Below are 22911 nucleotides of genomic sequence, written 5' to 3'. Positions count from 1 at the left end.
TTTGGTATGGTCTGATGGGTCAGGCGTCGGCGGCGGTGAGGGCTTCGGCTTCCGGCTCGGAGTGGGTGGTGGGGACCCGAAGGTGGGAGAGGGGCTTCCAGCCGCTGGCGAGGACGCCGACCGCGAGGAGGACGGCGAAGGCGCCGACGTAGAACGGGAGCTGGATGTTGAACTCCTCGCCGAGCTTGCCGGCCAGCCACGGTGCGACCGCGCCGCCGGAGAAGCGGACGAAGGAGTACGCCGCGGACGCCGTACCGCGTTCGACCGGAGCGGCTGCCATCACGGCCTCGGTGATCAGTGTGTTGTTGATGCCCAGGAACAGGCCGGCCACGATGACGCCGGCCGCGAGCACCGGCTTGTGGTGCGCGTAGACACCCATCACCGCGAGGTCCGCGCCGAACATCAGCAGCACGGTCATCGCCACCGGGAGGGTGCCGAACCGGCGCTGCAGCCGCGGCGCCACGAACACCGAGGTGAACGCGAGACAGATACCCCAGCCGAAGAAGATCAGACCGATCTGCCGCGCCGACATCGCCAGCGGGAACGGGGTGAACGCGAGCAGCGTGAAGAATCCGAAGTTGTACAGCAACGCGGTGACCGCAACCGTCGCGAGCGACCGGTGCCGTAGTGCCTTCAACGGCTCGAGAACCGACGTACGGCGTGCTTCCGGCGGCGATGCGGGCAGCAGGAACGCGGTGGCGGCGAGGGCGATCGTCATCAGTACGGCGACGCCGAAGAACGGGCCGCGCCAGGAGATCGTGCCGAGTTCGCCGCCGACCAGTGGGCCGGCCGCGATACCGACGCCGAGGGCGGCTTCGTAGAGGATGATCGCCTCGGCGACCGAACCGGCGGCCGAGTTCACGATCGTGGCGAGCGCAGTCGCGATGAACAGCGCGTTGCCCAGGCCCCAGCCGGCCCGGAACGCGACGATCATGCCGATGCTGTTGGACAGGCCGGCCAGCGCGCTGAACACGACGATGATGGCCAGACCGATCAGCAGGGTGCGCTTGGCGCCGATCCGGCTGGAGACCGCGCCGGTGATCAGCATCGCGACACCGATGACCGCCATGTAGCTGGTGAACAGCAGCGAGACCTGGGACGGGCTCGCGTGCAGTTGTTCGGCGATCGGCTTGAGGATCGGATCCACCAGGCCGATGCCCATGAAAGCGATCACGCAGGCGAACGCGACCGCCCAGACGGACTTGGGCTGCTTCAGGAACGACGACTTGCTCACCGGGCTGTGTCCTCCACGGGTTCGAGGGTGAGGAGTTTGTGGACGATGGCGACCGCGGCCTCCAGGGTGGTGAGGTCGGTCGCCGGGAGCTGACTCAGATGCGCGGCCAAGGCGGCGCCGGACTGGTGGCGGGCGCTGCGCAGCTCGGCGAGGCCTGCGTCGGTGAGGCTGATCAAGCTGGCGCGCGAGTCGGCCGGGTCCTGGGCGCGGCGCACCCAGCCCTGGTCCTCGAGGCGCTGCACCAGGTTGGACATGGTCGGCTGCGAACACCGATCGGCCTTGGCCAGCTCGCTGATCCGGGCCTGGCCGAGCTCGTCCAATCGCCCCAGCACGCGCATCGCGGCGTGCGGCAGCGTGTTCACGTTCCGCGTCGCCAGCCGCGCCAACCGCGTCGACGCGACGACGATGTCTTCTCCGAGACTGGTCAGCTCAGTTGCCATCACACCTGCAAATATACATAGCAAAGCTATGCATCTCCACGAAAGTGAACAGCATCACGAATCGGAGTGCCACACTGGTCGCGCCCTTGGAGGTGGTCATGCCGAATGTCGGTCGGTCCGCGGTCTTCGTCGTCGTCCTCGCGCTCGGACTGGCCGGATGCGGGGCCGATCCAGCCGTGCCGGCGCCGAGTTCGCCGACCACATCCGCCCCGGCGGGGATCATGGCCGCGTGCCCGTCCCAGGGTGCGGAAGAGTTCACCGCACCGGTTGCCGGCGGGAGCCCGGTTAGTGGCGTGCAGCTGGGTGACGCCGGCAGGGCCGTCGTGTTGTCCTACGAGTGGGGCGGATCGCCGTGCGACTGGTCCGACGTCGCGACCGAGCTGGTCGCCCGCGGCTACCGGGTCGCGCTGTGGGAGTACGGCACACTCACCGGCCTGGATCGGATCAAGGAGCTGCAGGCCGTCGTGGACCAGGTCCGGGCCGCCGGCGCGACAGAGGTTGTGCTGGCCGGTGGCTCGGTGGGCGGCTGCGTATCGATGATCGGCGGCTCCATGATCACCCCGGCGGTCTCAGGGGTCGCGGTGTTGAGCTGCGCGTCCTGGTACGACGTGGAGCACAGGCTGCCGACAACACCGCTCGCCGCGAAGCTCCGGGTGCCGGCGCTGTACCTGGCCGGCGACGGCGACAGCCTTCCGATCGCCGAGGTGCGCAAGGACTTCGCCGTCGTACCTGCCAAGGACAAGAAGCTGGTCGTCGTCGCCGGCTCCACCGGCCATGGCGTCGAGCTCCTGGACGGCACCGAGGCCGCCGTCGCGAAACCGGCGCTGTTCGCCTTCCTCGACCGGGTCACCCGCTGAACAAGGCCGATTCCCGAAATCTGTAACGGCCGGCCCCTTGTCAACGATGTGCACATTGCTGCCCGGTTCGGCCACTCGTTGGCGGGCTCGGCGATGTTCAGCGCGCGCTCGAACTCTTCGAGACGCTTTCAGAGGGGGAACTCGTATGAAACTGCAGCGCTTTGCGCTTGCACTGGCCGGAGCCGGGCTGATCGCCGCGGCCGCCAGTTCCGTCCCGGCCGTCGCCACCGGGCAGACCGACCCGAAGCACCCGTTTGCCAAAAACGTCACGCCGAACACGATCAAGGCCGCCGGCGAGCCCTGCATCAGCGACGTCATGTCGCCGACTGCCGCGGGCATGTCGCAAGAGACCTTGGCCATGCCGGGCCGCCACGTCGAGGCTTTCCAGGACACGCCGTTCAAGTTCGTTGGCAGCCGCGCCGACACGACGTGGTACGGCGCGGTGAACGCCGCCGGCACGCAGGTGTACTACTACGGCCTGCTCCTGCAGGGCGGCAACCTGTACCGGCACACGACGTACCTCCGGGACAACGGCGACACGTTCAGCTGGTCGCCCACCTTCAAGAAGGTCGGGTCGGGCTGGACCAGCTTCAAGGCGATCGCCACCTCGAACTACAGTGTCGGTACGCCGCGGCATGCGTACCTGTACGGCCTGAACACCAACGGCAGCCTGTACCGGTACCAGATGGTCGGCACCGGCTTCCGAGGCCTCGGCCCGATCCCGGGCTTCCGCGGCTTCAAGACGATGACGGTGATCAGCGAGACCGCGACGTACGACACGCTGCTGATGACCACCAACGCCGGTGCGCTGTGGACCGCCCACATCCCGGTCGCCGCCGGGGCCAAGCCGGTGATGAAGCTGATCCGCTCCTCGGGCTGGTCGGCCTACGAGTCCCTGGTCGCCCAGGGCTGCGGTGACCGCGGTGGTTCGCTGATCGTCGCCGTCGACCACGGCACGCAGTCCGGCTACCAGTTCGCGATGAGCAGGGCGAACGGCGCCGCAACCGCAATCACGTCGTACGGCAAGATCCCGGCCCCCTTCAACGGCGTGAGCGATGTGTCGCTCACCACGCACTACGACCAGCTGGTCGGCGAGTAGTAGCAGCAGTTGCTCGACGAAGCCCAGGACACCACGGTGTGTCCTGGGCTTCGTCGCGTTCAGTCGGCGACCGGGTCGCCTTCTGCGGTGCGGAACGCGGAGACCGGAATCGGGCCGCGGTGCAGGATGTGGGGGATGTCGGCCCAGGGGTAGAGGGGCTCGGTGGCGTTGAGGTTGCGGAGGCGGTGCAGGGCGCGCTCGGAGGGTGTGGACAGGGCGGCGGCTGCTTCAGGCGTGTAGGGGATGAAGTCCTCGGGCGGCTGCGGGCGGAGTTCGGGGTCGTGGCGTTTGAGCAGGATGCAGGTGTTCGCCGGGTCGAGGAGGTCGGCCTCTAGGGTCCAGTAGTCGACTACGACCGGGCCGATCCGGCCGGACTCGTGCATCGCCTCGAAGATCGGGGCGGGGTGGACCGGGGACAGGAAGACCACGTCGGCCCAGGTGCAGTCCAGCGGATAAACCGGAGCACCCACCCGGTTCGGGCGATCCGCGTATTTCTTGAAGTGGACCTCGTAGAGGTCGGGGTAGTGCACACGGAGCTGGTTGAGCGGCAGGATGTCGTCACCGCGGATGTCGCCGGCGGCTTTGTAGAGAAGAGTCGTCATACACAAAAGCCTCCGAACACGAGAACCGTGCCGGAGGCTGCCTCTACATTCTACAGGAATCCCCATGGTCAAAGCGATCCTCGGAAGCGCAGTGTTCTTCTTCGCGGCGCCCTGCGTGGTCGCTGGTGTGCTCCCGTGGTGGGTCAGCGGCTGGGCCGCGCCACGGTTCTGGCCGGGCTTCGTGATCGTGGCGACCGGTGCGTTCGTCGTACTGCGTGCCTTCGTCCGGTTCGTCCGCGAGGGCCGGGGTACGCCGGCCCCGGTCGCGCCGACCGAGGAGCTTGTGGTCGGTGGTGACTACCGGTTCGTGCGGAATCCGATGTACGTCGGGGTGGTCGCGGCGATCTTCGGGCAGGCACTCGTTTTCCTTGACTGGCGAGTGCTCGGGTACGGCGTGATCGCGTGGGCCGTGATGGCGTCGTTCGTGCGCTGGTACGAGGAGCCGGTGCTGCGGGAGCGGTACGGCCGGCAGTACGAGGAGTACTGCCGGACCGTGCCGGCGTGGATTCCCCGGTTCAGAGCTTCAGGTCGGTAGGCGAACCTGCACGGCTGCAAAGTTGCAGCGTTTAATTGTTTGCAGTGAGTGCAAGTTTGTCCGTAGCCTGGTAGGCGTGAAGCACGTAGAGGGTGGGTTGCGGGAGCGTAAGAAACTGCAGACGCGGGCGGCGTTGGCCGATGCGGCGTTGCGGCTGGCGTTGGAGAAGGGGCCCGACCACGTCACGGTCGAGGAGATCGCCGAGGCGGCCGACGTCTCTGTGCGGACCTTCTTCAACTACTTCCCGCACAAGGAGCACGCGATCCTCGCGCGCAACCCCGAGCACCTCGAACGCGCCCTGGAGCGGATGCGGACGGCGCCGGCCGAGGAGTCGCCGCTGACCACGATGTGGCTCATCGTCCACGACGTACTGCGGGAACTGGAGAGCGACGGTCAACTGTCGCGCCGGGGTGAGCTGATCATGAGCTCACCGAGCCTGCTGTACCAGCTGATGCTGTCGAGCCTCGACGACGAGCGGCAGCTGACCGCAGCCCTCGCCGAGCGGATGGGCGAACCGGCCGGATCGGTCCGGCCGGCGCTGATCGTCAGCACGGCCGGGGCCGCCTGCCGGGTGGTGATGGAGCTGCACAAGACCGCTCCCGAACGGCCGATCCGCGACCTGCTCGACGAAGCCTTCCAATTACTTGCCCAAGGCATCGACACCGCCTTCGGGCCGGACCACCAGAAGAAAGGCACCTCATGACGACGACCTCGTCACCCACTCCGGAACCCGTGGGTGAGGTCACCGCCACCGACACGGCGACACTCACACCGCGGCAGACCATCCAGGCCATCTCCGGCCTGATGATGGGCATGTTCGTGGCGATCCTCGCCGGCACCGTGGTGAGCACCGCCCTGCCGCGCATCATTCACGACCTGGGGGCGAGTCAGTCGTCGTACACCTGGGTCGTCACGCTCGAGCTGCTGACGATGACGGCCACCGTGCCGCTGTGGGGCAAGCTCGCCGACCTCTACAACAACAAGCTGCTGGTCCAGCTGTCGCTGGGCTTCTTCGTGATCGGCTCGCTGGTCGCCGGTTTCGCACCGAACATCGAGGTGCTGCTCGGCAGCCGCGTCCTCCAGGGCCTCGGCGCCGGCGGTCTGACCGCGCTCGTACAGATCGTGATGGCGGCCATCATCCCGCCGCGGGAGCTCGGCCGGTACTCCGGCATCTTCGGTGCCATCTTCGCGTCGGCGACCGTCGGCGGACCGCTGCTCGGCGGCTTCCTCGTCGACTCGCCGCTCGGCTGGCGCGCCTGCTTCCTGGTCGGTGTGCCGTTCGTGCTGGCGGCCATCATCCTGCTGCAGCGCACGCTGAAGCTGCCGACCGTCCGTCGCGAGGTGAAGATCGACTGGTGGGGCGCGGTCCTGATCATGGGCGGCGTGAGCACGCTGCTGGTCTGGTCCTCGTTCGCCGGCAACAAGTTCGAGTGGGTCTCCGGCTGGAGCTTCGCACTGGTCGCGGTCGCCCTGGTGGCGCTGGTCGCGGCGGTGCTGGTCGAGCGTCGGCACCCCGAGCCGATCATCCCGATGGACCTGTTCCGCAACCGCACGGTGACGCTGTCCATCGTGGCCAGCGCGCTGGTCGGGGTCGCGATGTTCGGTGGCTCGGTGTTCCTGGCGCAGTACTTCCAGATCGCGCAGGGCTACACACCGACCAAGGCCGGCCTGATGAGCCTGCCGCTGATCCTCGGCATGATGGTCGCGTCCACGATCGCCGGTGGCCTGATCACGAAGTACGGCCGCTGGAAGATCTACCTGGTCATCGGCAGTGTCCTGTTGCCGATCGGGCTGGCGCTGTTCGGCACGATCGACGCGCACACCTCGAAGTACCTGCTGTGGAGCTTCATGATCGTCCTCGGCGTCGGCATCGGCCTGGTGATGCAGAACCTGGTCCTCGCCGCGCAGAACGACGTACCGGCCCGGGAGCTCGGGGCGGCGACGTCCGCGGTCAGCTTCTTCCGGAGCATGGGCGGCACGATCGGCGTGAGCGTGCTGGGCGCGATCCTGGCGAACAACGTCGCCGAGACGCTGAACCCGGGCGGCGCGTCGTCCGGCGGCGGCAACGCGGTGCCGAACATCGCGGAGCTGCCTCCGGAGATTCGGACGATCGTCGAGAACGCGTACGGCGCGGCGACCGCGGACCTGTTCATGATGTCGGTCCCGTTCGCGGTCCTCGCCCTGATCGCCGACCTCTTCATCAAGGAGAAGGCCCTCCTCACCACCTCCGGCGCCGAACGCCTCGCCAACGAGGAGCCTGACAAACTGGATGCATGATCGTCGCATTCAGCATCAGCCCGTCGGCCGGTGACGAGACCGGGGGCGTGAGCGAAGCGGTGGCCGAGGCCGTCCGCGTCGTCCGCGCCTCCGGTCTTCCCAACGAGACCAACGCGATGTTCACCAACATCGAGGGCGAGTGGGACGAGGTGATGGCGGTGGTGAAGCAGGCCGTGGATGCTGTCGCCGCCGTATCGCCCCGGGTCAGCCTGGTCCTCAAGGCCGACATCCGCCCCGGCTACACCGGCCAACTCGCCGCCAAGGTGGAGCGGATCGAGCAGGCGTTAGGCGACTGAGTTGAGGGCTGCGACGACGGCGTCGTAGCGGTTCTCGCGTTCGGCGTCGCGGAGGAAGCGGACCCGGTCGACGAGGATCTCGTCGGCGTCCGGCTGCTGCTGGAGGATGTTCATCGTCTCGTCGAGGTACTCGTCCAGCGGCATCGACCGTTCGTCGTTCTCCTGGTTCATCAGAGTGGTCTGGACGGCCGGCGGGACCACCTCGATCACCTGAACCCCGGTGTCGGCGAGCTGGATCCGCAGGCTCTGCGTGTAGCTGTGGATCGCGGCCTTCGTCGCGCTGTACGTCGGCGTGATCGTCAGTGGCACCGACGCGAGGCCGGAGGAGACCGTGAGGATCGCCGGATCGCGCTGCTTCAGCAGGTACGGCGTGAACGTGGCGACCGCGCGGATCGTCCCGAGCAGGTTGATCTCGATCGTCTGCTCCGCGGTGGCGAGGTGACCGGGATCGCGGAGATCCTCGACCTGCATGATGCCGGCCATCGTGATCAGCACGTTGACGTCGTGGGTGCTGGTCACCTGCTCGAAGGCGGCGGTGATCGAAGCCGGGTCGGCGACGTCGAGCAGGATGCCCTCGATACCGTCCTCGGCGGCGATCCTGTCGAGCAGGTCCTTGCGACGGCCGCTGATGATCACGGTGTTGCCGAGGTCCCGGAACCGCCGGGCGAGCTCGAGGCCGATACCCGACGTACCGCCGGTCATGAAGATCGTGTTGCCTGTTGTTCTCATGGTTCCAGCGTGGAGCCGGATGCCCCGGGCAACCAGGCTGCGCTCAGCCACTGCTCGGCAAGCAGTGGTTAACCGGCCTGACCGGTGGACACTGGAGTCATGGAGTACGCCGACCTGTCCGACTTCCTGCGCAAACGCCGTGAGGCCCTGCAACCTGAAGACGTCGGGATGCCGCGCGGCCGCCGACGCCGTACGCCGGGACTGCGCCGTGAGGAGGTGGCGGCGCTCGCGTCGATGTCGGCCGATTACTACAGCCGGCTCGAGGGCGGCCGCGGCCCGCAACCCTCGGTCGACATGCTGGGCGCGATCGCCCGGGCGCTCCGCCTGACGCTCGAGGAGCGCGACCACCTGTTCCTGCTGGCCGGTCACGGTACGCCGCCGCGCACGACGGCACCGCACCACGTCGACCCGGGAATGTTGCGGATCCTGGACCGGCTGCAGGACACCCCGGCGCTGCTGCTCAGCCGGTGCGGCGAGGTGGTCGCGCAGACGCCGGCGCACGTCGCGTTCGCCGGTGAGCTGACCAACTTCCAGGGCATGGAGCGCAGTGAGTACTACCGCTGGTTCGCGCATCCTGAGTCGCGGGCCCTGTATGCCGAGCCCGAGCTGTCCATGAACAGCCGGCTGTTCGTCTCGATGCTGCGTACGGCCGTGACCATCGACGGTCCGAAGTCGATCTGCGCCTCGATCGTCCGGGCGCTGCAGAAGCTCAGCCCGGAGTTCGTGGCGATCTGGGACGCACACGAGGTGGTCGTCGCCCACAGCCGGACCAAGCGGTTCCGGCACCCGTCCGTCGGCGAGCTGGAGCTGTACTGCGAGCTGATCCAGAGCCGCGACCAGCAGCAGACACTGATCGTCTTCACCGCGGAGCCGGGCAGCGAGAGCGCGGAGAAGCTGGAGCTGCTGGCCGTGCTGGGAAGTCAGACACTCGATCCGGCACGCTGATCTGTCGTACGACGGCTGAGGTAGAAGGCGAACGCGGCGGTCGGGAAGAACATTACGATGCCGTAGACCGCGACCGGGATCGACATCTCGCTGTTGCCGAGCAGTGCCGGGCTGAGCGCGATCGTCAGGGCGAGCGTGGCGTTGTGGATGCCGATCTCCATCGAGCAGGCGATCGACTGCCGCTCACCCAATCGGGCCAGCTTCGGTACGACGTACCCGAAGAACAGGCTGAGTACGTTCAGCAGTACGGCGACCGCGCCGACGGCGGCGATGTAGTCGAGGACGTTGGCGCGCTCGGTGTAGATCGCGGCGAAGATCACCAGGGCCAGGACGATGACGGAGCCGAGCTTGACCGGCCGCGTCATCCGCTCCGCGAACCGGGCCCGCCGGCTCCGCACCAGCATCCCGAGCGCCACCGGGACCAGCACGATCGCGAACACCTGCAGCATCTTCAGTGGCTGCAGGCCGATCTGGCCGTCGCCGAGGAAGTGGTCGAGGGACAGGTTGACCACGATCGGCAGGGTGACCACGGCGAGGACCGAGTTCACCGCGGTCAGCGAGACGTTGAGCGCGACGTCGCCGCCGGCCAGGTGACTGAACAGGTTCGCCGTGGTGCCGCCGGGGGAGGCGGCCAGCAGCATCATGCCGGCGGCGTGTGCGGGCTCCAGCTCGAACAACGTCACCAGCCCGAAGCAGATCACCGGCAGCAGGATCACCTGGGTCCCGAGCGCGACCAGGACGGCCCTGGGCATCCGCAGCACCCGGGTGAAGTCGGCGACCGTCAGGGTCAGGCCGAGGCCGAACATGATGATCGCGAGCGCGACCGGCAGCAGAACCGAGGTGAGCACGGAGTCGTTCATCGGCGGCTCCTTCGGAAGTCGGTGGCTCAGGGTGACAGCGCTACGGGACGGCGGCAAGATCTCGGCTTTGGTTCCGGGACCGGTGGAGTCTTTACCCGCTTTAGGTCATGAGTTAATTTAAGTTCTGAAATTTATAGAGCGTTCTTACGGAAAGGTCCGCCCCCATGCTTTCCGATCGATTCCGCCTACCCGCATTCGTGCTCGCCCTCGTGCTCCTGGTCGGCTGCCTGACCAGCACCGCGGCGGCTCAGGTTCAAGCCACCTTCAAGGTCCTCGCGTTCTACAGCGGGACCTGGGACGCCGCCCACGTCGACTTCGAGAAAGAGGCGAACCAGCGCTTTCCGGAGTTCGGCGCGCAGAACGGGTTCACCTACACGGCCACCAACAACTGGGACCAGCTCAACAACCTGACCGCCTCGCAGTACCAGGTGGTGATGTTCCTCGACGACTCGCCGCACACCGACGCGCAGCGCAACGGGTTCAAGAACTACATGGACAACGGCGGCGCATTCTTCGGCTTCCACGTCGCGGCGTACAACGATGCCAGTGGTGGCTGGCCGTGGTTCAACAACACGCTGCTCGGCACCGGGAGGTTCCAGTCCAACACCTGGGGTCCGACCGCGGTGACCCTGCGGACCGAGAACCGTTCGCACCCGTCGCTGGTGAACACGGGAGCGACGTTCCGGTCGTCTGTCAGCGAGTGGTACAGCTGGCAGAACGACCTGCGGAACAACCCCGATATCCAGATCCTGGCGTCGATCGACAGCTCCAGCTTCCCGGTCGGCACCGACCCGAACCAGACCTGGTACGGCGGCTACTACCCGATCATCTGGACCAACAAGAACTACAAGATGATCTACGCGAACTTCGGCCACAACGCGATGAACTACGAGACCAACACGCGGCTCTCGTCGACCTTCGACAGCCCGGCGCAGAACCAGTTCATGATGGACGCGCTGAAGTGGCTCGGCGGTGCCGGTACGACGCCGCCGGTCGACCAGCCGTCGCCGACCTCGTGGTACTCGGTCGCGAACAAGGCCAACGGGAAGTGCGTCGACGCCCGCGCGGCCGGGACCGCCAACGGGACCGTGATCCAGCAGTACAGCTGCAACGGCACGCAGGCGCAGCAGTTCCAGTTCCAGCCGACGTCCAGCGGTTTCACGCGGGTCAACAACCGCAACGACGCCACCAAGGTGATCGACGTGACCGGTGTGTCCGCCGCGGACAACGCCGGCCTCCAGTTGTGGACGTACAGCAACGGAAACAACCAGCAGTGGCAGGCCGTTTCCGAAGGCAGCGGCTACTTCCACATCGTCAGCCGCCTCAGCAACAAGTGCCTGACCGTCCCCAACGGCTCGGTCGCCGACAGCACTCAACTCGTCCAACTCACCTGCAACGGAGGCCCGGCACAGTCATTCCTGCTGACTACAGCCTGACCTGCGGTTAGATTGCGGCGCATGAGAATCCTGCGTGTGGCCGCTTTGGCGGCAGGAGGTCTGTTGTTGATGGGTCAGGTCGTGCCCGCCCAGGCTGACGGCGGATCGTCGTACCGGTGGGAGCTGACGCCGACCGGAACTACGGCGCAGTTCCGTGGGCTGGCGGCGGTCAGCAAGGACGTCGCCTGGGTCGGCGGATCCGCGGGCACCGTGCTGCGGACCGTCGACGGCGGGAAGCATTGGCAGAACGTCAGCCCGCCCGGTGCGGAGGCGCTGCAGTTCCGCGATGTCGAGGCGTTCGACGCGCGGCGTGCGGTTGCGCTGACAATCGGGAACGGCGAGGACTCCCGGGTCTACCGAACCGCCGACGGCGGAAAAACCTGGTCGGAAACGTTCCGGAACACGGACGCGAACGCGTTCTACGACTGCATCGCCTTCAACGACGACAAGCACGGCCTGGCGTTGAGCGATCCGGTGGACGGAAAGTTCCGGATCGCGGCGACGGCCGACGGCGGAAAGTCCTGGAAAGTGCAGCCGACCGACGGAATGCCGGCCGCGCTTGCCGGTGAGTTCGCGTTCGCGGCGAGCGGTACCTGCCTGGTCGCCGGCCATGGTCGTACGGCGTGGTTCGCGAGCGGTGGCGGCGATCGGCCGCGGGTCTTCCGGACCGTCGACGGCGGACGGCGCTGGACGGTCTCGGACTCTCCGATGGCCAGTGGTGAAGCAGCCGGAATCTTCAGCCTGGCGTTCCGGAACTCGTTGTTCGGCGTCGCGGTCGGCGGTGACTTCCTCAAGCCGACCGAGGCGGTGAACGCCGCATCGGTCACGTACGACGGTGGTCGCACGTGGAAGCTGGTCCCGGCAGACAAGGCGCCGAAGGGCTACCGGAGCGGGTCGCACTTCGTCCCGTGGTTGCCCACGACCGTCGTCGCGGTCGGTCCGTCCGGGAGTGACGTCAGCTTCGACGGCGGCCGCAGTTGGAAGCAGTTCTACGACGGCAGTTTCGACAGCGTCGAATGCGCCGGCCACGGCATCCAGGCAGGCTGCTGGGCCTCGGGCGCCAAGGGTGCAGTCGGACGTCTGGTGCACTGACGTTCAGACCGGCGACACTCGCTCGTTGTGCGGGTGTCGCCGGTTTTCCGGAAAGATGACTGCATGCGTAAATTGCTGACCGTCCTCGTGGGGTTGCTGATGATGGTTCCTACCGTTGCCGCGGCGCAGCCCGACGCGGGTCGTCCGGGCCGGCCGCTGACCGTCATGTCGTACAACATCCACCACGGCGCGGGGATCGACGGCGTACTCGATCTCGAGCGGATCGCCGTTCTGATCGAGCAGTCCGGCGCCGACGTGATCGGCCTGCAGGAGGTCGACCGGCACTGGGACGTGCGGAGCAACTGGGTGGACCAGCCGGCCTGGTTCGCCCAGCGCCTCAAGATGCACTACGCGTACGCCGCCAACCTCGACCTCCCGCCCGTGAACCCGGGGGAGCCGCGCCGGCAGTACGGGACCGCCATCCTGTCCAGGTATCCGATCCAGGACTTCAGCAACACGCTGCTGCCGAAGTACCCGACCGGTGAACAGCGCGGCCTGGCGGTGGCAGACCTCACCGTCCGCGGCGCCAAACTGCGCTTCGCGAACACGCATCTGACCAGCAACAACAACGCCGAGCGGCTGGAGCAGGCGCAGAAGGTGGTCGAGCTGCTGAGCGGATCGCGGACACCGACACTGCTCGTCGGCGACCTGAACGCGACGCCGGAGAAGCCGGAGATCAAGACGCTGACCGCGGTGTACGACGACACCTGGGTCGAGGTCGGTGTCGGTCCGGGCTACACGATCGAGGCGGACAACCCGACCAAGCGCATCGATTTCCAGCTGCACAGCGAGGGCCTGCGCCCGACGAAGGCCGCCGTACCGGTGACGCCGGCCTCGGACCACCTGCCGGTGGTCGCCTCGTTCGTCCTCAGCTGAATCACCGGGTTCGCAGCAACGCCCCTCCGGCTCCGGCCGGAGGGGCGTTTTTGTGCGCCGACCTGCGGCTTCGCGGAATTACAAGCTTGTAGTTTGTCAAGTCGACACACGGGTGAAACAAAGATACTTGTGTGAAAGCTGTTCCCAATGGGGCTGCAGGCAACTAGTGTCACGTATGTGGTCCAGGAGGACCAAAAGTTCACGAATCCTGGGGAAGGGGTTCGTGACCGGCGGAAGGAACGATCCCGATGCGGACGCCCCCCAGGGCCACGTCCGGCAGGCGGATCACGAGTGCTGGGAAGACCGGCCGAGCGGGCAAGGCCCTGCTCTCCGGGGTACTCGCGATCTGCTTGGCCGGCACCATGGCCATGCCAACCCTTCCGGCTGAGGCCGCGAAGCCGAAGCCGCCGGTGATTCCGTCCAAGGCCGCGGTCGAGCGCGCCAAGCAGGCCGCCGCCTCGAAGGCCGGCCAGGTCGCCGCGATCGAGCGTCAGCTCGCCGCCGCCGGCGCGCGGCTCGAGCAGCTCGGCATCGCGTCCGGCATCGCCGACGAGGCGTACAACGGCGCCGTCTACCGCCTGCAGCAGGCCAAGGCCGAGGCAGCCGCCGCCGCGGCCCGGGCCGCCGAGGCGCAGAAGACGCTGACCGCCCAGCGGCAGCAGATCGGCCGCTTCGCCGCCGCGTCGTACCAGGGTGGTGGCGAGGTGGCGAAGATCGCGCCGCTGTTCACCGCGGAGGGTCCGCAGCAGCTGCTCGACTCGGCCGGTGCGGCGCACTCGGTGTCGGCCGCCATGCAGGGTTCGTACCTGCGATTCACGGCGACCCAGGTGATGACGAACCTGTTCAAGGTGCAGGCCGACCAGGCGGTCGTGAAGGTGAAGAAGGCAGCCGACGAGGCAGCCCAAGCGAAGAAGGCGGCCGAGGCCGCGGAGGCTGCGCAGTCGGCAGCTGTGACCGCGATCGGCGTCCAGCGCAAGCAGTCGATCGCGCAGCTCGCCACCTTGCAGAACATCTCCGTCCACGTGGCCGCCCAGCGACAGGCGGGGCTCGAGGAGCTTGCGCGGCAGCGCGCCGCTGCGATCGCTGCGAAGAAGGCCGCCGAACTGAAGCGCCGGATCGCAGCCCGGGAGGCGGCCGAACGCCGTGCGGAGGCGGCCGAGCGGGCCCGGGAGGCGGAGGAGAAGGCTCGCGAGGAGAAGGAAGAGCGCGAGCAGAACAACGGCAAGAAGAACCCGCCGAAGCGGCACAAGCCGTCCACGCCTAGCCGTGACAACGACGACAATGACAATGACGGCAACCACAGCTCGCGGAAGGGCGCGTCGGCGGCGATCGAGTTCGCGATGCGGCAGCTCGGCGACATGTACCTGTGGGGTGCGACCGGCCCGAGCCGGTGGGACTGCTCCGGGCTGACCCAGGGTGCCTGGGAGAAGGCCGGTGTGCAGCTGCCGCACTACAGCGTCGCGCAGTACGAGCAGATCCAGCACATCGACGAGGACGAGCTGCGGCCCGGCGACCTGATCTTCTGGTCGCTGAACCCGAGCGACCCGGGCACCATCCACCACGTCGCGATGTACCTCGGCAACGGCCGGATGATCCACGCGCCGCGGACCGGCAAGCCGGTGCAGATCGACAGCGTCTACTACTGGGAACCCCCGGACTTCTTCGGTCGTCCCTGATGCAGTTGTCCCCGGCAACGGTTTGTTGCCGGGGACATTTCTCTTCTACGCCAGCCGGTGTCCGCCGTCGGCGTGCAGAACGGTGCCGGTGATGAATCCGTTGCGGAGCAGGGCGATGATCGCCGCGGCGATGTCCTGGGGATGGCCGATCCGGCCGACCGGGAGGCGGGCCGCCATCGCGGACAGCGTCTCGGGCGCGGCCTCGCCGGCCACGTCTTGCCAGATCGGGGTGTCGACCCAGCCGGGTGAGATCACGTTGACTCGCAGCGGTGCCAGTTCGACCGCGAGCGCCGCGGCGAGCGAGGCGAGTGCGCCGTTGAGTGCCGCGAGCAACGAGGCCCGCGGACCTGGCCGGTACGCCGCGATGCCTGAGGTGAACACGATCGAGCCGCCGGGTTCGAGCATCGGGGCACCGTGCTTGGCGAGCAGCAGCGGGCCGAGCAGCTTGGAGTCGACCGCGCCGCGCGCCGAGCCCACGTCGTACTCGGCGATCGGCTGGTAGGCGCCGCCGACGTCGGCGGCCGTGGTGACGATGTGGCTGACCTTGCCGGTAGTCGCGAAGAGGCGTTCGATGTCGTGCTCACTTCCGAGGTCCGTGGCAACGGTGCGTACGCCGAGCTCCCGGCGTACTGCGTCGAGCTTGGCGGGTGTCCGGCCGGCGACGGTGACCTCGCTGCCTTGGGCAACGAGTTCGGCGGCGAGGGCGCGACCCATCCCTGAGCTGCCGCCGACGATGACGACGTGTTCCTGCAACAGATTCTCCTTCGGTGGTTGACATTTCGAGCCAACCACCGGGTGTGTCAGTCCGCCACGACTTGTTGCCTGATGACCGTTAGGCCGGGACTAACGGTCATCGCCTGGAGCACCGGGTTGTGCGAGTCGGTGCGCCACACGGCGGCGTACCGGGCCACCAGCGGGCGGCCCGCGAGCGGTCGCCAGACGATGTCCGGCGTCGCGGCGCGGCGGGAGCCGAGGCTGAAGGCGGAGCGTCGTACGAGGAGTGCCGACCGGAGTTGTGAGTGGCTCATGCTGATGTCGCTCAGCCGTACGCCGGTGCCGATCCGGCGGATCGTGTCGTCGTAGAACTCGGGCGCGGCGGCGCGGGGGATCCAGATGAGCTCGAGTCCGGTCAGGTCGTCGAGCGTGAGTTCGGGTGCTGCTGCGAGCGGGTGGGTCGCGGTCAGCAGGACGCCGAGCTCCTCGTCGGCGAGCTGTTCGGAGGTAATTGCTGGAGGCAACGTCAGCGGGGTGCGGACCAGGCCGAGGTCGATCTCACCGGCGTCGAGCATCCGGAGCTGGTCGGTGGTGGTGCCTGCTTCGAGGGTGACCGTGCTGTTCGGGAAGCGTTCGGTGGCGAGCTGTTCGAGGGCGGCCGGGAGGTGGCCGGGAATCCCGTTCAGCAGGCCGAGGCGAAGCACCGGCTCATCCAGGCCGGCGGCCCGGCGCGTGTCCTTCAGCGCCAGGCCGGCCGCCTGGAGGGTTTCCCGGGCGCGAACGAGCAGGACCTGCCCGGCCGGGGTGAGCTCGACGCCGCGGCTGTGCCGGATCAGCAGGGCGGTGCCGATCTCGCGCTCGAGTTGCTTGATCTGCTGGCTGAGCGTCGGGGTGGAGATGTACAGGCGCTCGGCGGCCTTACCGAAATGCAGTTCCTCGGCGACGCCCACGAAGTACCGCAGCGGCCGAAGCTCCACCCGGTGATTCTATTCAGGGAGTCGCTACAAGGCGGCCGAGGCTGGTGCGGGCGTCGAGGGCTTCGTGGATGCGGGCGACGTCGGCGAGCGGGTGGGTGGCGTGGACGATCGGGCGGAGCTCGCCGGACTGCCAGCGGTGGGTAACCTCGGTGATGTCGGCGCGGGCCTCGTCCGGCCGGGCCTCACGCCAGCCCTGTATTCCCACGCCGGTAACGGTCTTGAGGCCGAACAGGCTGCTGACCGGGATGCTCGGGAGCTCGGTCGTGATGGCGCCGTAGGTGATCATCGTGCCGAGGGGTGCGACCAGGCCGAGGCCTTGGTCGAAGACGGTGCCGCCCACCGCGTCGAGGACCGTGTCGACACCGTCCGGGGCGATCGCGCGAACGTGGTCCGGCCAGTCGGCGGCGGTGAGGTTGACTGGTTCGGCGCCGAGTTCGCGGATGAAGTCGAGCCGGTGCGCGGAGGACGCCGTACCGATAATCGTCTTCGGGTTGTAGGAGCGGGCCAGCTGGACGGCGAGGTGGCCGATGGTGCCGGCCGCGGACTGGATCAGGATCGTGCCGCCGGCCGGGATCCGGCCGGCCTCTAGCAGGCGGAGGGCGAGCGGGGCGGCCAGCGACATCATCGTGGCCTCGCCCGCATCCGCGTCGTCCGGGATCGGTGCGAGGAAGCCCGCGTCCGCCACGGCGTACTCCGCGAAGGCGTCCACGGTGAGGGCGGAGACGCGCTGGCCGACGGCGACGCCGGGCGGGGTGCCGGGGCCGAGTTGGACGATCCGGCCGACGACGTCGCCGGTCAGGGTGCCGGGCAGCGGGCCGTCCCAGGGCGAACCGCCGCGGCGGAGAACGGTGTCGATCGCGTTCGCGCCGATCGCTTCGGCATGGATCAGGACCTGGCCGGCGGCGGGTTCGGGGACGGCGACCTCGTCGAGCTGGAGTACGTCGGGACCGCCGTGGCGGTGGAAGCGCACTGCGCGCATGGTGGGTGCTCCATATCGTGGGATTCAGAAATAATGGGAGACTCCCACGATAACTCGACGGGTCGGCGTTGCCAATAGAGTTGGTGCGGTGAAGAAGTCGCCGAACCACCGGCTGTCCGACCACGTCCTGTTTGCGCTGGGGCGGTCGAGTCAGCACGCCCAGCGGTTGGTCCGGCAGCACATGACCGACGGCGGCGTCCGGACGCAGCATTACCACGTGCTCGCGAGTCTGTCCGACGACGGCGAGGCCGCGCAGGCGACGCTCGCGGACCGGATCGGATTCGATCGCAGCGATCTGGTGACGCTGCTGGACGAGCTCGAGGAGCTGAAGTTCCTGGCGCGGCGGGTCGATCCCGCGGACCGGCGACGGAAGATCGTCGCGATCACCCCGGCGGGTGAGCGGCAGCTCGACTCGATGGACGAGCTGATCCGCGCCGCGGAGGCGGAGCTGCTGGAGCCGCTGACCGCGGCGGAGCGCAAGTCCTTGCTGGCGCTGCTCCGCCGCCTGTCAGACGACTAGTGGCCTTCGGTCTTCAGACGGGCGAAGGAGGCGGTGATCTCGGTCTCGGCGTCGGCGCGGCCGACCCAGGTGGCGCCCTCGACCGACTTGCCGGGCTCGAGGTCCTTGTAGACCTCGAAGAAGTGCTGGATCTCCAGGCGGTCGAACTCCGGCACGTGGTGGATGTCGCGCAGGTGCTCCTGCCGCGGGTCCCCGGCCGGGACGCACAGGACCTTGTCGTCCGGCCCCTTCTCGTCGGTCATCCGGAACATGCCGATCGCGCGAGCGCGGATCAGGCAGCCGGGGAACGTCGGCTCCGGTAGCAGCACGAGCGCGTCCAGCGGGTCGCCGTCCTGGCCCAGGGTGTCCTCGATGAACCCGTAGTCGGACGGATACTGGGTCGCGGTGAACAGCGTCCGGTCCAGCCGCAGACGGTTCGTCTTGTGGTCCAGCTCGTACTTGTTGCGGGTGCCCTTGGGGATCTCGATGAAGACGTCGAACTCCATACGGCAGATACTGTCACGGTTCCGACCGACCGAATGACAGGAGCAGCCCGGTGGCCCGACCTGCCCGTGCGGCATTCGTCACGCTCCTCGCCACGGCGCTGTGTGCCGGCCTGGTGAGCAGCGCACGCGCCGTACCCGGTTCAGTGCAGACAGCTGACCGGAGCACCCAGCAGGCTCCGGCCGTCCTGGCGCCGGCGACCACCGAGGGGACCGCCCCGACCGCGGCCGGCGTCGGTACGGCGCTCGCGGCGATCCTCAAAGACCCGTCGCTCGGCTCGCACCGCGGCATCTACGTGTACGACGCCTCACGCGACAAGCCGGTGTTCTCGGTCGGCGCAGCCACGCCGTACACGCCTGCCTCCACCTTGAAGCTGCTCACCACAGTGTCCGCGCTGGCCACACTCGGTCCGGACCACACGTTCGCCACCAAGGTCGTGAGCACCGGCAAGGGGTCGATCGTCCTGGTCGGCGGCGGCGACCCGCTGCTGACTGCGAAGGCGTCCGCGAGCGACGGCTTCCCTGCCCGCGCCACGCTCCAGGCCCTGGCTGCGAGTACGGCGAAGGCACTCAAGGCGCAGGGCCTCGCCTCCGTGACCCTCGGGTACGACGCCTCGCTGTTCACCGGCCCGGCTGTCAACGCGAACTGGGAAGCGAACTACGTCCCCGAAGGCATCGCTGCCCCCACCTCCGCGCTCTGGGTCAACGAGGGTCGTGTGTCTCCGGGCATGGCGAAGCGCGCGACCTCTCCGGCGCTGGCTGCTGCGACGTCGTTCCAGAAGCTGCTGACGCAGTACGGCATCAAGGTGGGCGCTGCCAAGGCCGCTGCGGCACCTGCCGGCGCTACGCCGTTGGCACAGGTCAAGTCGCCGACGCTCGGCCAGATCGTCGAGTACGTGAACCTGCACAGCGACAACGACGGCGCCGAGGTGCTCCTGCGGCACGTCGGCATCGCGACCGGCAACGGCGGCTCGTACGCCGGTGGCGTCAAGGGCCTCCGGGCCACGCTGACCAAGCTCGGCCTGGACGTCAGCAAGGCCCGCATCTACGACGGCAGCGGTCTGACCCGCGCCAACAAGGTCCCGCTCGACCTGCTCGCCGGTGCGGTCCGCGTGGCCGTGTCGAAGGACCACCCGGAGTTGCGGCACCTGCTGAGCGGTCTGCCGGTGGCGGGCTTCAACGGGAGCCTCAGGGAGCGGTTCACCTCGGCCGGAACCGGTACTGGGACCGGACTGGTCCGTGCGAAGACCGGAACGCTTACCGGGGTCCACAGCCTGGCCGGGTACGCCCGTGACCGCACCGGCACGCTGCTGGTGTTCGCGATCGCCAGTGACAGCGTTCCGGTCCCGAAGACGCTCGACGCCCGCGCTGCCCTGGACCGCGCGACCGCTGCATTGGCCAACTGCGGCTGCTGATTGGGCAGCGCATGTTGGGACATACCACTAGGGTCGTTGTATGAACGAGCGGAGCGAGTTCATCATCAAGCACAGTGTGCCTTGTGTCTCATCCGCGCCCGGAGCGAAGCGAGGACGTGGATGAGCACGGCGGAAGGCGGGACCACGACCGAGATGGTCGACTGGCAGCTGGCGACCGGTGTGGCACGGAAGCTGCTGCGACCCGGCCCGGCGGTCAGCCGCGCGGAGGCGGACCAGGTGGTCGCCGATCTGCGTCAGTTCGCGGCCGAGTCCGAGGGACACGTGCGCGAGTTCACCGGGCTGAAGGCAACGTCGGCCACCGCGCCGGTGATGATCGTCGACCGGCCGGGCTGGGTTCAGGCGAACGCGGACGGCTTCCGGACCGTGCTGCAGCCGCTGGCGGACAAGCTGCGCGAGAAGGCGGACCGGACAGCCGGCCTGTCCTCCGCGGTCGGCTCCCGGGTGACAGGCATCGAGGCCGGTGCACTGCTGGCCTTCATGTCGTCCCGGGTGCTCGGTCAGTTCGACCCGTTCTACCCGGCACAGCCTGACCCGGACCGTCCCGGTCTGACCGGTCGCCTCCTCCTAGTGGCGCCCAACGTCATGCAGGTGGAGTCCGAGCTGGGCGTCGTACCGCGAGACTTCCGGCTGTGGGTGTGTCTGCACGAGGAGACGCACCGGGTGCAGTTCACCGCAGTCCCGTGGCTGCGGGACCACCTGCGGTCGGAGATCGCCCTGTTCCTGGACCAGGCCGAGCTGGACGCTTCGGCGTACGCCGCGATGTTCCGCGAGGCCGTGCAGCGGCTGGGTCGGTCGGTGCGTGGCGAGGCCGAGCTGAGTCTGGTGGACCTGATGCAGTCGCCGGAGCAGCGTGCGGTGCTGGACCGGCTGACCGCGGTCATGTCGTTGCTGGAGGGTCATGCCGACTTCGTGATGGACGGGGTCGGGCCGTCCGTCATTCCGACGGTGGACACCATCCGCTCGAAGTTCTCGTCGCGGCGGGCGAGCGGCAACCCGGTGGACCAGCTGCTGAAGCGGCTGCTCGGGCTGGACGCGAAGCTGCGGCAGTACAAGGACGGAGCCGCGTTCGTACGCCGGGTGGTCGACCAGGTCGGCATGGAGGGCTTCAACCGGGTCTGGACCGGTCCGAACACGTTGCCGACCAAGAACGAGATCGCGAACCCCGATGCCTGGGTCGCCCGACTCCACGGCTGAACGCCTGGTGGGGCAACGGCGGGGGAAGCTGCACCCCGCCGTCGCTCGCACCCGGGAGGCGGTACGAGCGACATTGGCCGAACTGCCGCAGGGCACCACCGTCCTGGTCGCCTGCTCCGGCGGAACCGACTCACTCGCGCTGGCGGCCGCTACCGCCTTCGAGGCGCCGAAGCTCGGTCTACGGGCCGGTGCGGTCGTCGTGGACCACGATCTGCAGCCTGACTCGGCGCATGTCGCCGAGACCGCCGCGGAGCAGTGCCGGACGCTCGGGCTGGACCCTGTCCAGGTCCGCGTGGTCGAGGTCGGCGCCGATGGCGGTCCGGAAGGCGCTGCGCGCACAGCCCGGTACGACGCACTCCGCGACGCAGCCGATGAGCTGAGCGCAGACGTCGTACTGCTGGCTCACACCCGCGATGATCAGGCTGAGACTGTCCTCCTTGGGCTGGGGCGTGGCTCTGGTGCGCGTTCGCTGGCTGGGATGGCTCCGGCCGTCGGGCGGCTGCGCAGACCGTTCCTGGAGGTACCGCGAGCCACTACGGCTGCTGCGTGCATCGCGTCCGGGCTGCGGCCGTGGCACGACCCGCACAACGACGATCCGCAGTACACCCGGGTCCGCGTACGGCACGAAGTGCTGCCGGTGCTGGAGGAGGCACTGGGGCCTGGTGTGGTCGAGGCCCTGGCCCGTACGGCGGGTCTGCTCCGAGCGGACGCGGATGCGCTCGATCAGCTCGCTGCGGACGTTGCGGAGACCACACTGAGCCGCGCTGAGGGACAGGTCCGCAGCGACATCGGCGTACTCGTAGAGCAGCCTGCAGCGATCCGCACGCGGGTCCTGCGGCAGGCAGCGCTGGAAGCCGGTTGCCGGGCCACCGACCTCACCGCCGGCCATGTGGCGTCTGTCGACGCGCTGGTGACCGACTGGCGTGGGCAGCGCTGGATCGATCTCCCGCAGGGCATCCGAGCGGTCCGCCAAGGCGGATTCATCATCCTCGGCCCTGATGTGACAGGCTGACCGCGTGGATGCGGCGGACATCGAGAAGGACCTGAGCAAGATCCATTACACCGAGGACGAGATCCTCGCGAAGCTGCGGGAGCTGGCAGCGCGGATCGAGGCCGACTACGAGGGCAAGGACCTGCTGCTGGTCGGCGTCCTGCGCGGTGCGGTGATGGTGATGGCCGACCTGGCCAGGTCGTTCAGCCGGCACGTGGAGATGGACTGGATGGCCATCTCGTCGTACGGGTCCGGGACCAAGTCGTCGGGTGTGGTGCGGATCCAGAAGGACCTGGACACCGACATCACCAACCGGCACGTGCTGATCGTCGAGGACATCATCGACACCGGCCTCACGCTGAGCTGGCTGGTCAGCAACCTGGAGTCACGCAAACCCGCCTCGCTGGAGCTGTGCACGGCCTTCGTGAAGCCGGACGCCGCCAAGATGCAGGTGCCGGTGAAGTACGTCGGTCTGGAGTTGCCGGACGAGTTCGTCGTCGGGTACGGGCTGGACTACGCCGAGAAGTACCGGAACCTGCGTTGCGTCGCCACACTGGCACCGCACGTCTACTCCTGATCCACGCTTCAGGGCAGACTTGGTGACGGCCTGTACAACGGGTCGTACCGTCCATTGGTGACCCTCGTGCTGTGTTGTCTTGTGCGA

Annotated in this window: 25 protein-coding genes; 16 read left to right on the top strand and 9 right to left on the bottom strand. The window is 68.1% G+C overall.

Annotated elements, in window-relative coordinates:
- Positions 1–19: 19 nt before the first annotated feature.
- On the bottom strand, positions 20–1234 hold the full coding sequence (locus tag EV649_RS20260) for an MFS transporter (RefSeq protein WP_241998416.1): 1215 nt from the start codon (positions 1232–1234) through the stop codon (positions 20–22).
- Positions 1231–1674, bottom strand: a complete 444-nt coding sequence (locus EV649_RS20255) for a MarR family transcriptional regulator (RefSeq protein ID WP_130384983.1) — start codon at positions 1672–1674, stop codon at positions 1231–1233. The genes EV649_RS20260 and EV649_RS20255 overlap by 4 nt, the downstream gene beginning before the upstream one ends.
- 98 nt (positions 1675–1772) lie before the next feature.
- Between EV649_RS20255 and EV649_RS20250 the strand changes: the two genes are divergently transcribed.
- Both EV649_RS20250 and EV649_RS20245 read left to right on the top strand, forming a co-directional pair.
- Positions 1773–2531 carry a hypothetical protein gene (locus EV649_RS20250; RefSeq protein ID WP_130384982.1) on the top strand — a complete coding sequence of 253 codons (759 nt, stop codon included), beginning with the start codon at positions 1773–1775 and terminating at the stop codon, positions 2529–2531.
- A gap of 145 nt (positions 2532–2676) precedes the next feature.
- Positions 2677–3630, top strand: a complete 954-nt coding sequence (locus EV649_RS20245; RefSeq protein ID WP_130384981.1) for a hypothetical protein — start codon at positions 2677–2679, stop codon at positions 3628–3630.
- Between the two features lie 59 nt (positions 3631–3689).
- Here EV649_RS20245 and EV649_RS20240 read toward each other — a convergent pair whose 3' ends face one another.
- Positions 3690–4232 carry a hypothetical protein gene (locus EV649_RS20240; RefSeq protein WP_130384980.1) on the bottom strand — a complete coding sequence of 181 codons (543 nt, stop codon included), beginning with the start codon at positions 4230–4232 and terminating at the stop codon, positions 3690–3692.
- Between the two features lie 64 nt (positions 4233–4296).
- Between EV649_RS20240 and EV649_RS20235 the strand changes: the two genes are divergently transcribed.
- The 4 genes from EV649_RS20235 (at position 4297) to EV649_RS20220 (ending at position 7340) form a co-directional block, all read left to right on the top strand.
- Positions 4297–4767, top strand: a complete 471-nt coding sequence (locus EV649_RS20235; protein ID WP_130384979.1) for an isoprenylcysteine carboxylmethyltransferase family protein — start codon at positions 4297–4299, stop codon at positions 4765–4767.
- Between the two features lie 76 nt (positions 4768–4843).
- Positions 4844–5470 carry a TetR family transcriptional regulator gene (locus EV649_RS20230; protein WP_241998414.1) on the top strand — a complete coding sequence of 209 codons (627 nt, stop codon included), beginning with the start codon at positions 4844–4846 and terminating at the stop codon, positions 5468–5470.
- The gene (locus tag EV649_RS20225) at positions 5467–7044 is read left to right on the top strand and encodes an MDR family MFS transporter (RefSeq protein WP_130384978.1); all 1578 of its coding nucleotides are present in this window, start codon (positions 5467–5469) and stop codon (positions 7042–7044) included. The genes EV649_RS20230 and EV649_RS20225 overlap by 4 nt, the downstream gene beginning before the upstream one ends.
- Positions 7041–7340: a thiamine-binding protein gene (locus EV649_RS20220; RefSeq protein WP_130384977.1), complete on the top strand. Its 300-nt coding sequence runs from the start codon at positions 7041–7043 to the stop codon at positions 7338–7340. Before EV649_RS20225 ends, EV649_RS20220 begins: the two co-directional genes overlap by 4 nt.
- Here EV649_RS20220 and EV649_RS20215 read toward each other — a convergent pair.
- Entirely contained in the window at positions 7329–8069 is a 741-nt protein-coding gene (locus tag EV649_RS20215; protein ID WP_130384976.1) for an SDR family NAD(P)-dependent oxidoreductase, read from the bottom strand. The two genes, EV649_RS20220 and EV649_RS20215, sit on opposite strands and share 12 nt — an antisense overlap.
- Before the next feature lie 99 nt (positions 8070–8168).
- On the opposite strand from EV649_RS20215, the gene EV649_RS20210 reads away from it, so the two are divergent.
- Positions 8169–9014 carry a helix-turn-helix transcriptional regulator gene (locus tag EV649_RS20210; RefSeq protein WP_130384975.1) on the top strand — a complete coding sequence of 282 codons (846 nt, stop codon included), beginning with the start codon at positions 8169–8171 and terminating at the stop codon, positions 9012–9014.
- On the opposite strand, the gene EV649_RS20205 is transcribed toward EV649_RS20210, so the two are convergent.
- The gene (locus EV649_RS20205) at positions 8990–9931 is read right to left on the bottom strand and encodes a bile acid:sodium symporter family protein (RefSeq protein ID WP_277875684.1); all 942 of its coding nucleotides are present in this window, start codon (positions 9929–9931) and stop codon (positions 8990–8992) included. The two genes, EV649_RS20210 and EV649_RS20205, sit on opposite strands and share 25 nt — an antisense overlap.
- 107 nt (positions 9932–10038) lie before the next feature.
- Here EV649_RS20205 and EV649_RS20200 point away from each other — a divergent pair, with 107 nt between their 5' ends.
- From EV649_RS20200 to EV649_RS20185, 4 genes are all read left to right on the top strand, one after another.
- A complete protein-coding gene (locus EV649_RS20200; RefSeq protein ID WP_130384973.1) occupies positions 10039–11310 on the top strand; it encodes a ThuA domain-containing protein in 1272 nt (423 codons plus the stop codon).
- A 21-nt stretch (positions 11311–11331) separates the two neighbouring features.
- A complete protein-coding gene (locus tag EV649_RS20195; RefSeq protein ID WP_130384972.1) occupies positions 11332–12402 on the top strand; it encodes an oxidoreductase in 1071 nt (356 codons plus the stop codon).
- Between the two features lie 63 nt (positions 12403–12465).
- Complete coding sequence (locus EV649_RS20190) at positions 12466–13278, top strand: endonuclease/exonuclease/phosphatase family protein (protein WP_130384971.1); 813 nt, start codon at positions 12466–12468, stop codon at positions 13276–13278.
- 248 nt (positions 13279–13526) lie between these two features.
- Positions 13527–14954 (top strand): C40 family peptidase, encoded by a 1428-nt coding sequence (locus EV649_RS20185; protein ID WP_130384970.1) that lies wholly within the window; start codon positions 13527–13529, stop codon positions 14952–14954.
- Between the two features lie 45 nt (positions 14955–14999).
- Here EV649_RS20185 and EV649_RS20180 read toward each other — a convergent pair whose 3' ends face one another.
- From EV649_RS20180 to EV649_RS20170, 3 genes are read right to left on the bottom strand one after another with little or no spacing between them, the layout of a single operon-like run.
- A complete protein-coding gene (locus EV649_RS20180; RefSeq protein ID WP_198682570.1) occupies positions 15000–15707 on the bottom strand; it encodes an SDR family oxidoreductase in 708 nt (235 codons plus the stop codon).
- 47 nt (positions 15708–15754) lie between these two features.
- On the bottom strand, positions 15755–16645 hold the full coding sequence (locus tag EV649_RS20175; protein WP_130384969.1) for a LysR substrate-binding domain-containing protein: 891 nt from the start codon (positions 16643–16645) through the stop codon (positions 15755–15757).
- Between the two features lie 13 nt (positions 16646–16658).
- On the bottom strand, positions 16659–17624 hold the full coding sequence (locus tag EV649_RS20170) for a zinc-binding dehydrogenase (RefSeq protein WP_130384968.1): 966 nt from the start codon (positions 17622–17624) through the stop codon (positions 16659–16661).
- Between the two features lie 88 nt (positions 17625–17712).
- On the opposite strand from EV649_RS20170, the gene EV649_RS20165 reads away from it, so the two are divergent.
- A complete protein-coding gene (locus tag EV649_RS20165) occupies positions 17713–18144 on the top strand; it encodes a MarR family transcriptional regulator (protein ID WP_130384967.1) in 432 nt (143 codons plus the stop codon).
- Here the strand turns inward: EV649_RS20165 and EV649_RS20160 are convergent.
- Positions 18141–18629 carry an inorganic diphosphatase gene (locus EV649_RS20160; protein ID WP_130384966.1) on the bottom strand — a complete coding sequence of 163 codons (489 nt, stop codon included), beginning with the start codon at positions 18627–18629 and terminating at the stop codon, positions 18141–18143. The two genes, EV649_RS20165 and EV649_RS20160, sit on opposite strands and share 4 nt — an antisense overlap.
- A gap of 50 nt (positions 18630–18679) precedes the next feature.
- Here EV649_RS20160 and dacB point away from each other — a divergent pair, with 50 nt between their 5' ends.
- The 4 genes from dacB to hpt all read left to right on the top strand — a co-directional run bounded on the left by dacB (position 18680) and on the right by hpt (position 22824).
- Entirely contained in the window at positions 18680–20041 is a 1362-nt protein-coding gene (gene dacB, locus EV649_RS20155; RefSeq protein ID WP_130384965.1) for a D-alanyl-D-alanine carboxypeptidase/D-alanyl-D-alanine-endopeptidase, read from the top strand.
- Positions 20042–20161: 120 nt separating this feature from the next.
- Positions 20162–21256, top strand: coding sequence for a zinc-dependent metalloprotease (locus tag EV649_RS20150; RefSeq protein WP_130384964.1), 1095 nt, complete (start codon positions 20162–20164; stop codon positions 21254–21256).
- A complete protein-coding gene (tilS, locus tag EV649_RS20145) occupies positions 21228–22268 on the top strand; it encodes a tRNA lysidine(34) synthetase TilS (RefSeq protein WP_130384963.1) in 1041 nt (346 codons plus the stop codon). Before EV649_RS20150 ends, tilS begins: the two co-directional genes overlap by 29 nt.
- A gap of 4 nt (positions 22269–22272) precedes the next feature.
- The gene (hpt, locus tag EV649_RS20140; protein ID WP_130384962.1) at positions 22273–22824 is read left to right on the top strand and encodes a hypoxanthine phosphoribosyltransferase; all 552 of its coding nucleotides are present in this window, start codon (positions 22273–22275) and stop codon (positions 22822–22824) included.
- Positions 22825–22911 lie beyond the last annotated feature (87 nt).

This window comes from Kribbella sp. VKM Ac-2569, assembly GCF_004216905.1.
Lineage (GTDB): Bacteria > Actinomycetota > Actinomycetes > Propionibacteriales > Kribbellaceae > Kribbella.
Note: the sequence above shows the minus strand (reverse complement) of the source record. Positions and strands in the feature narration are given on the sequence as shown.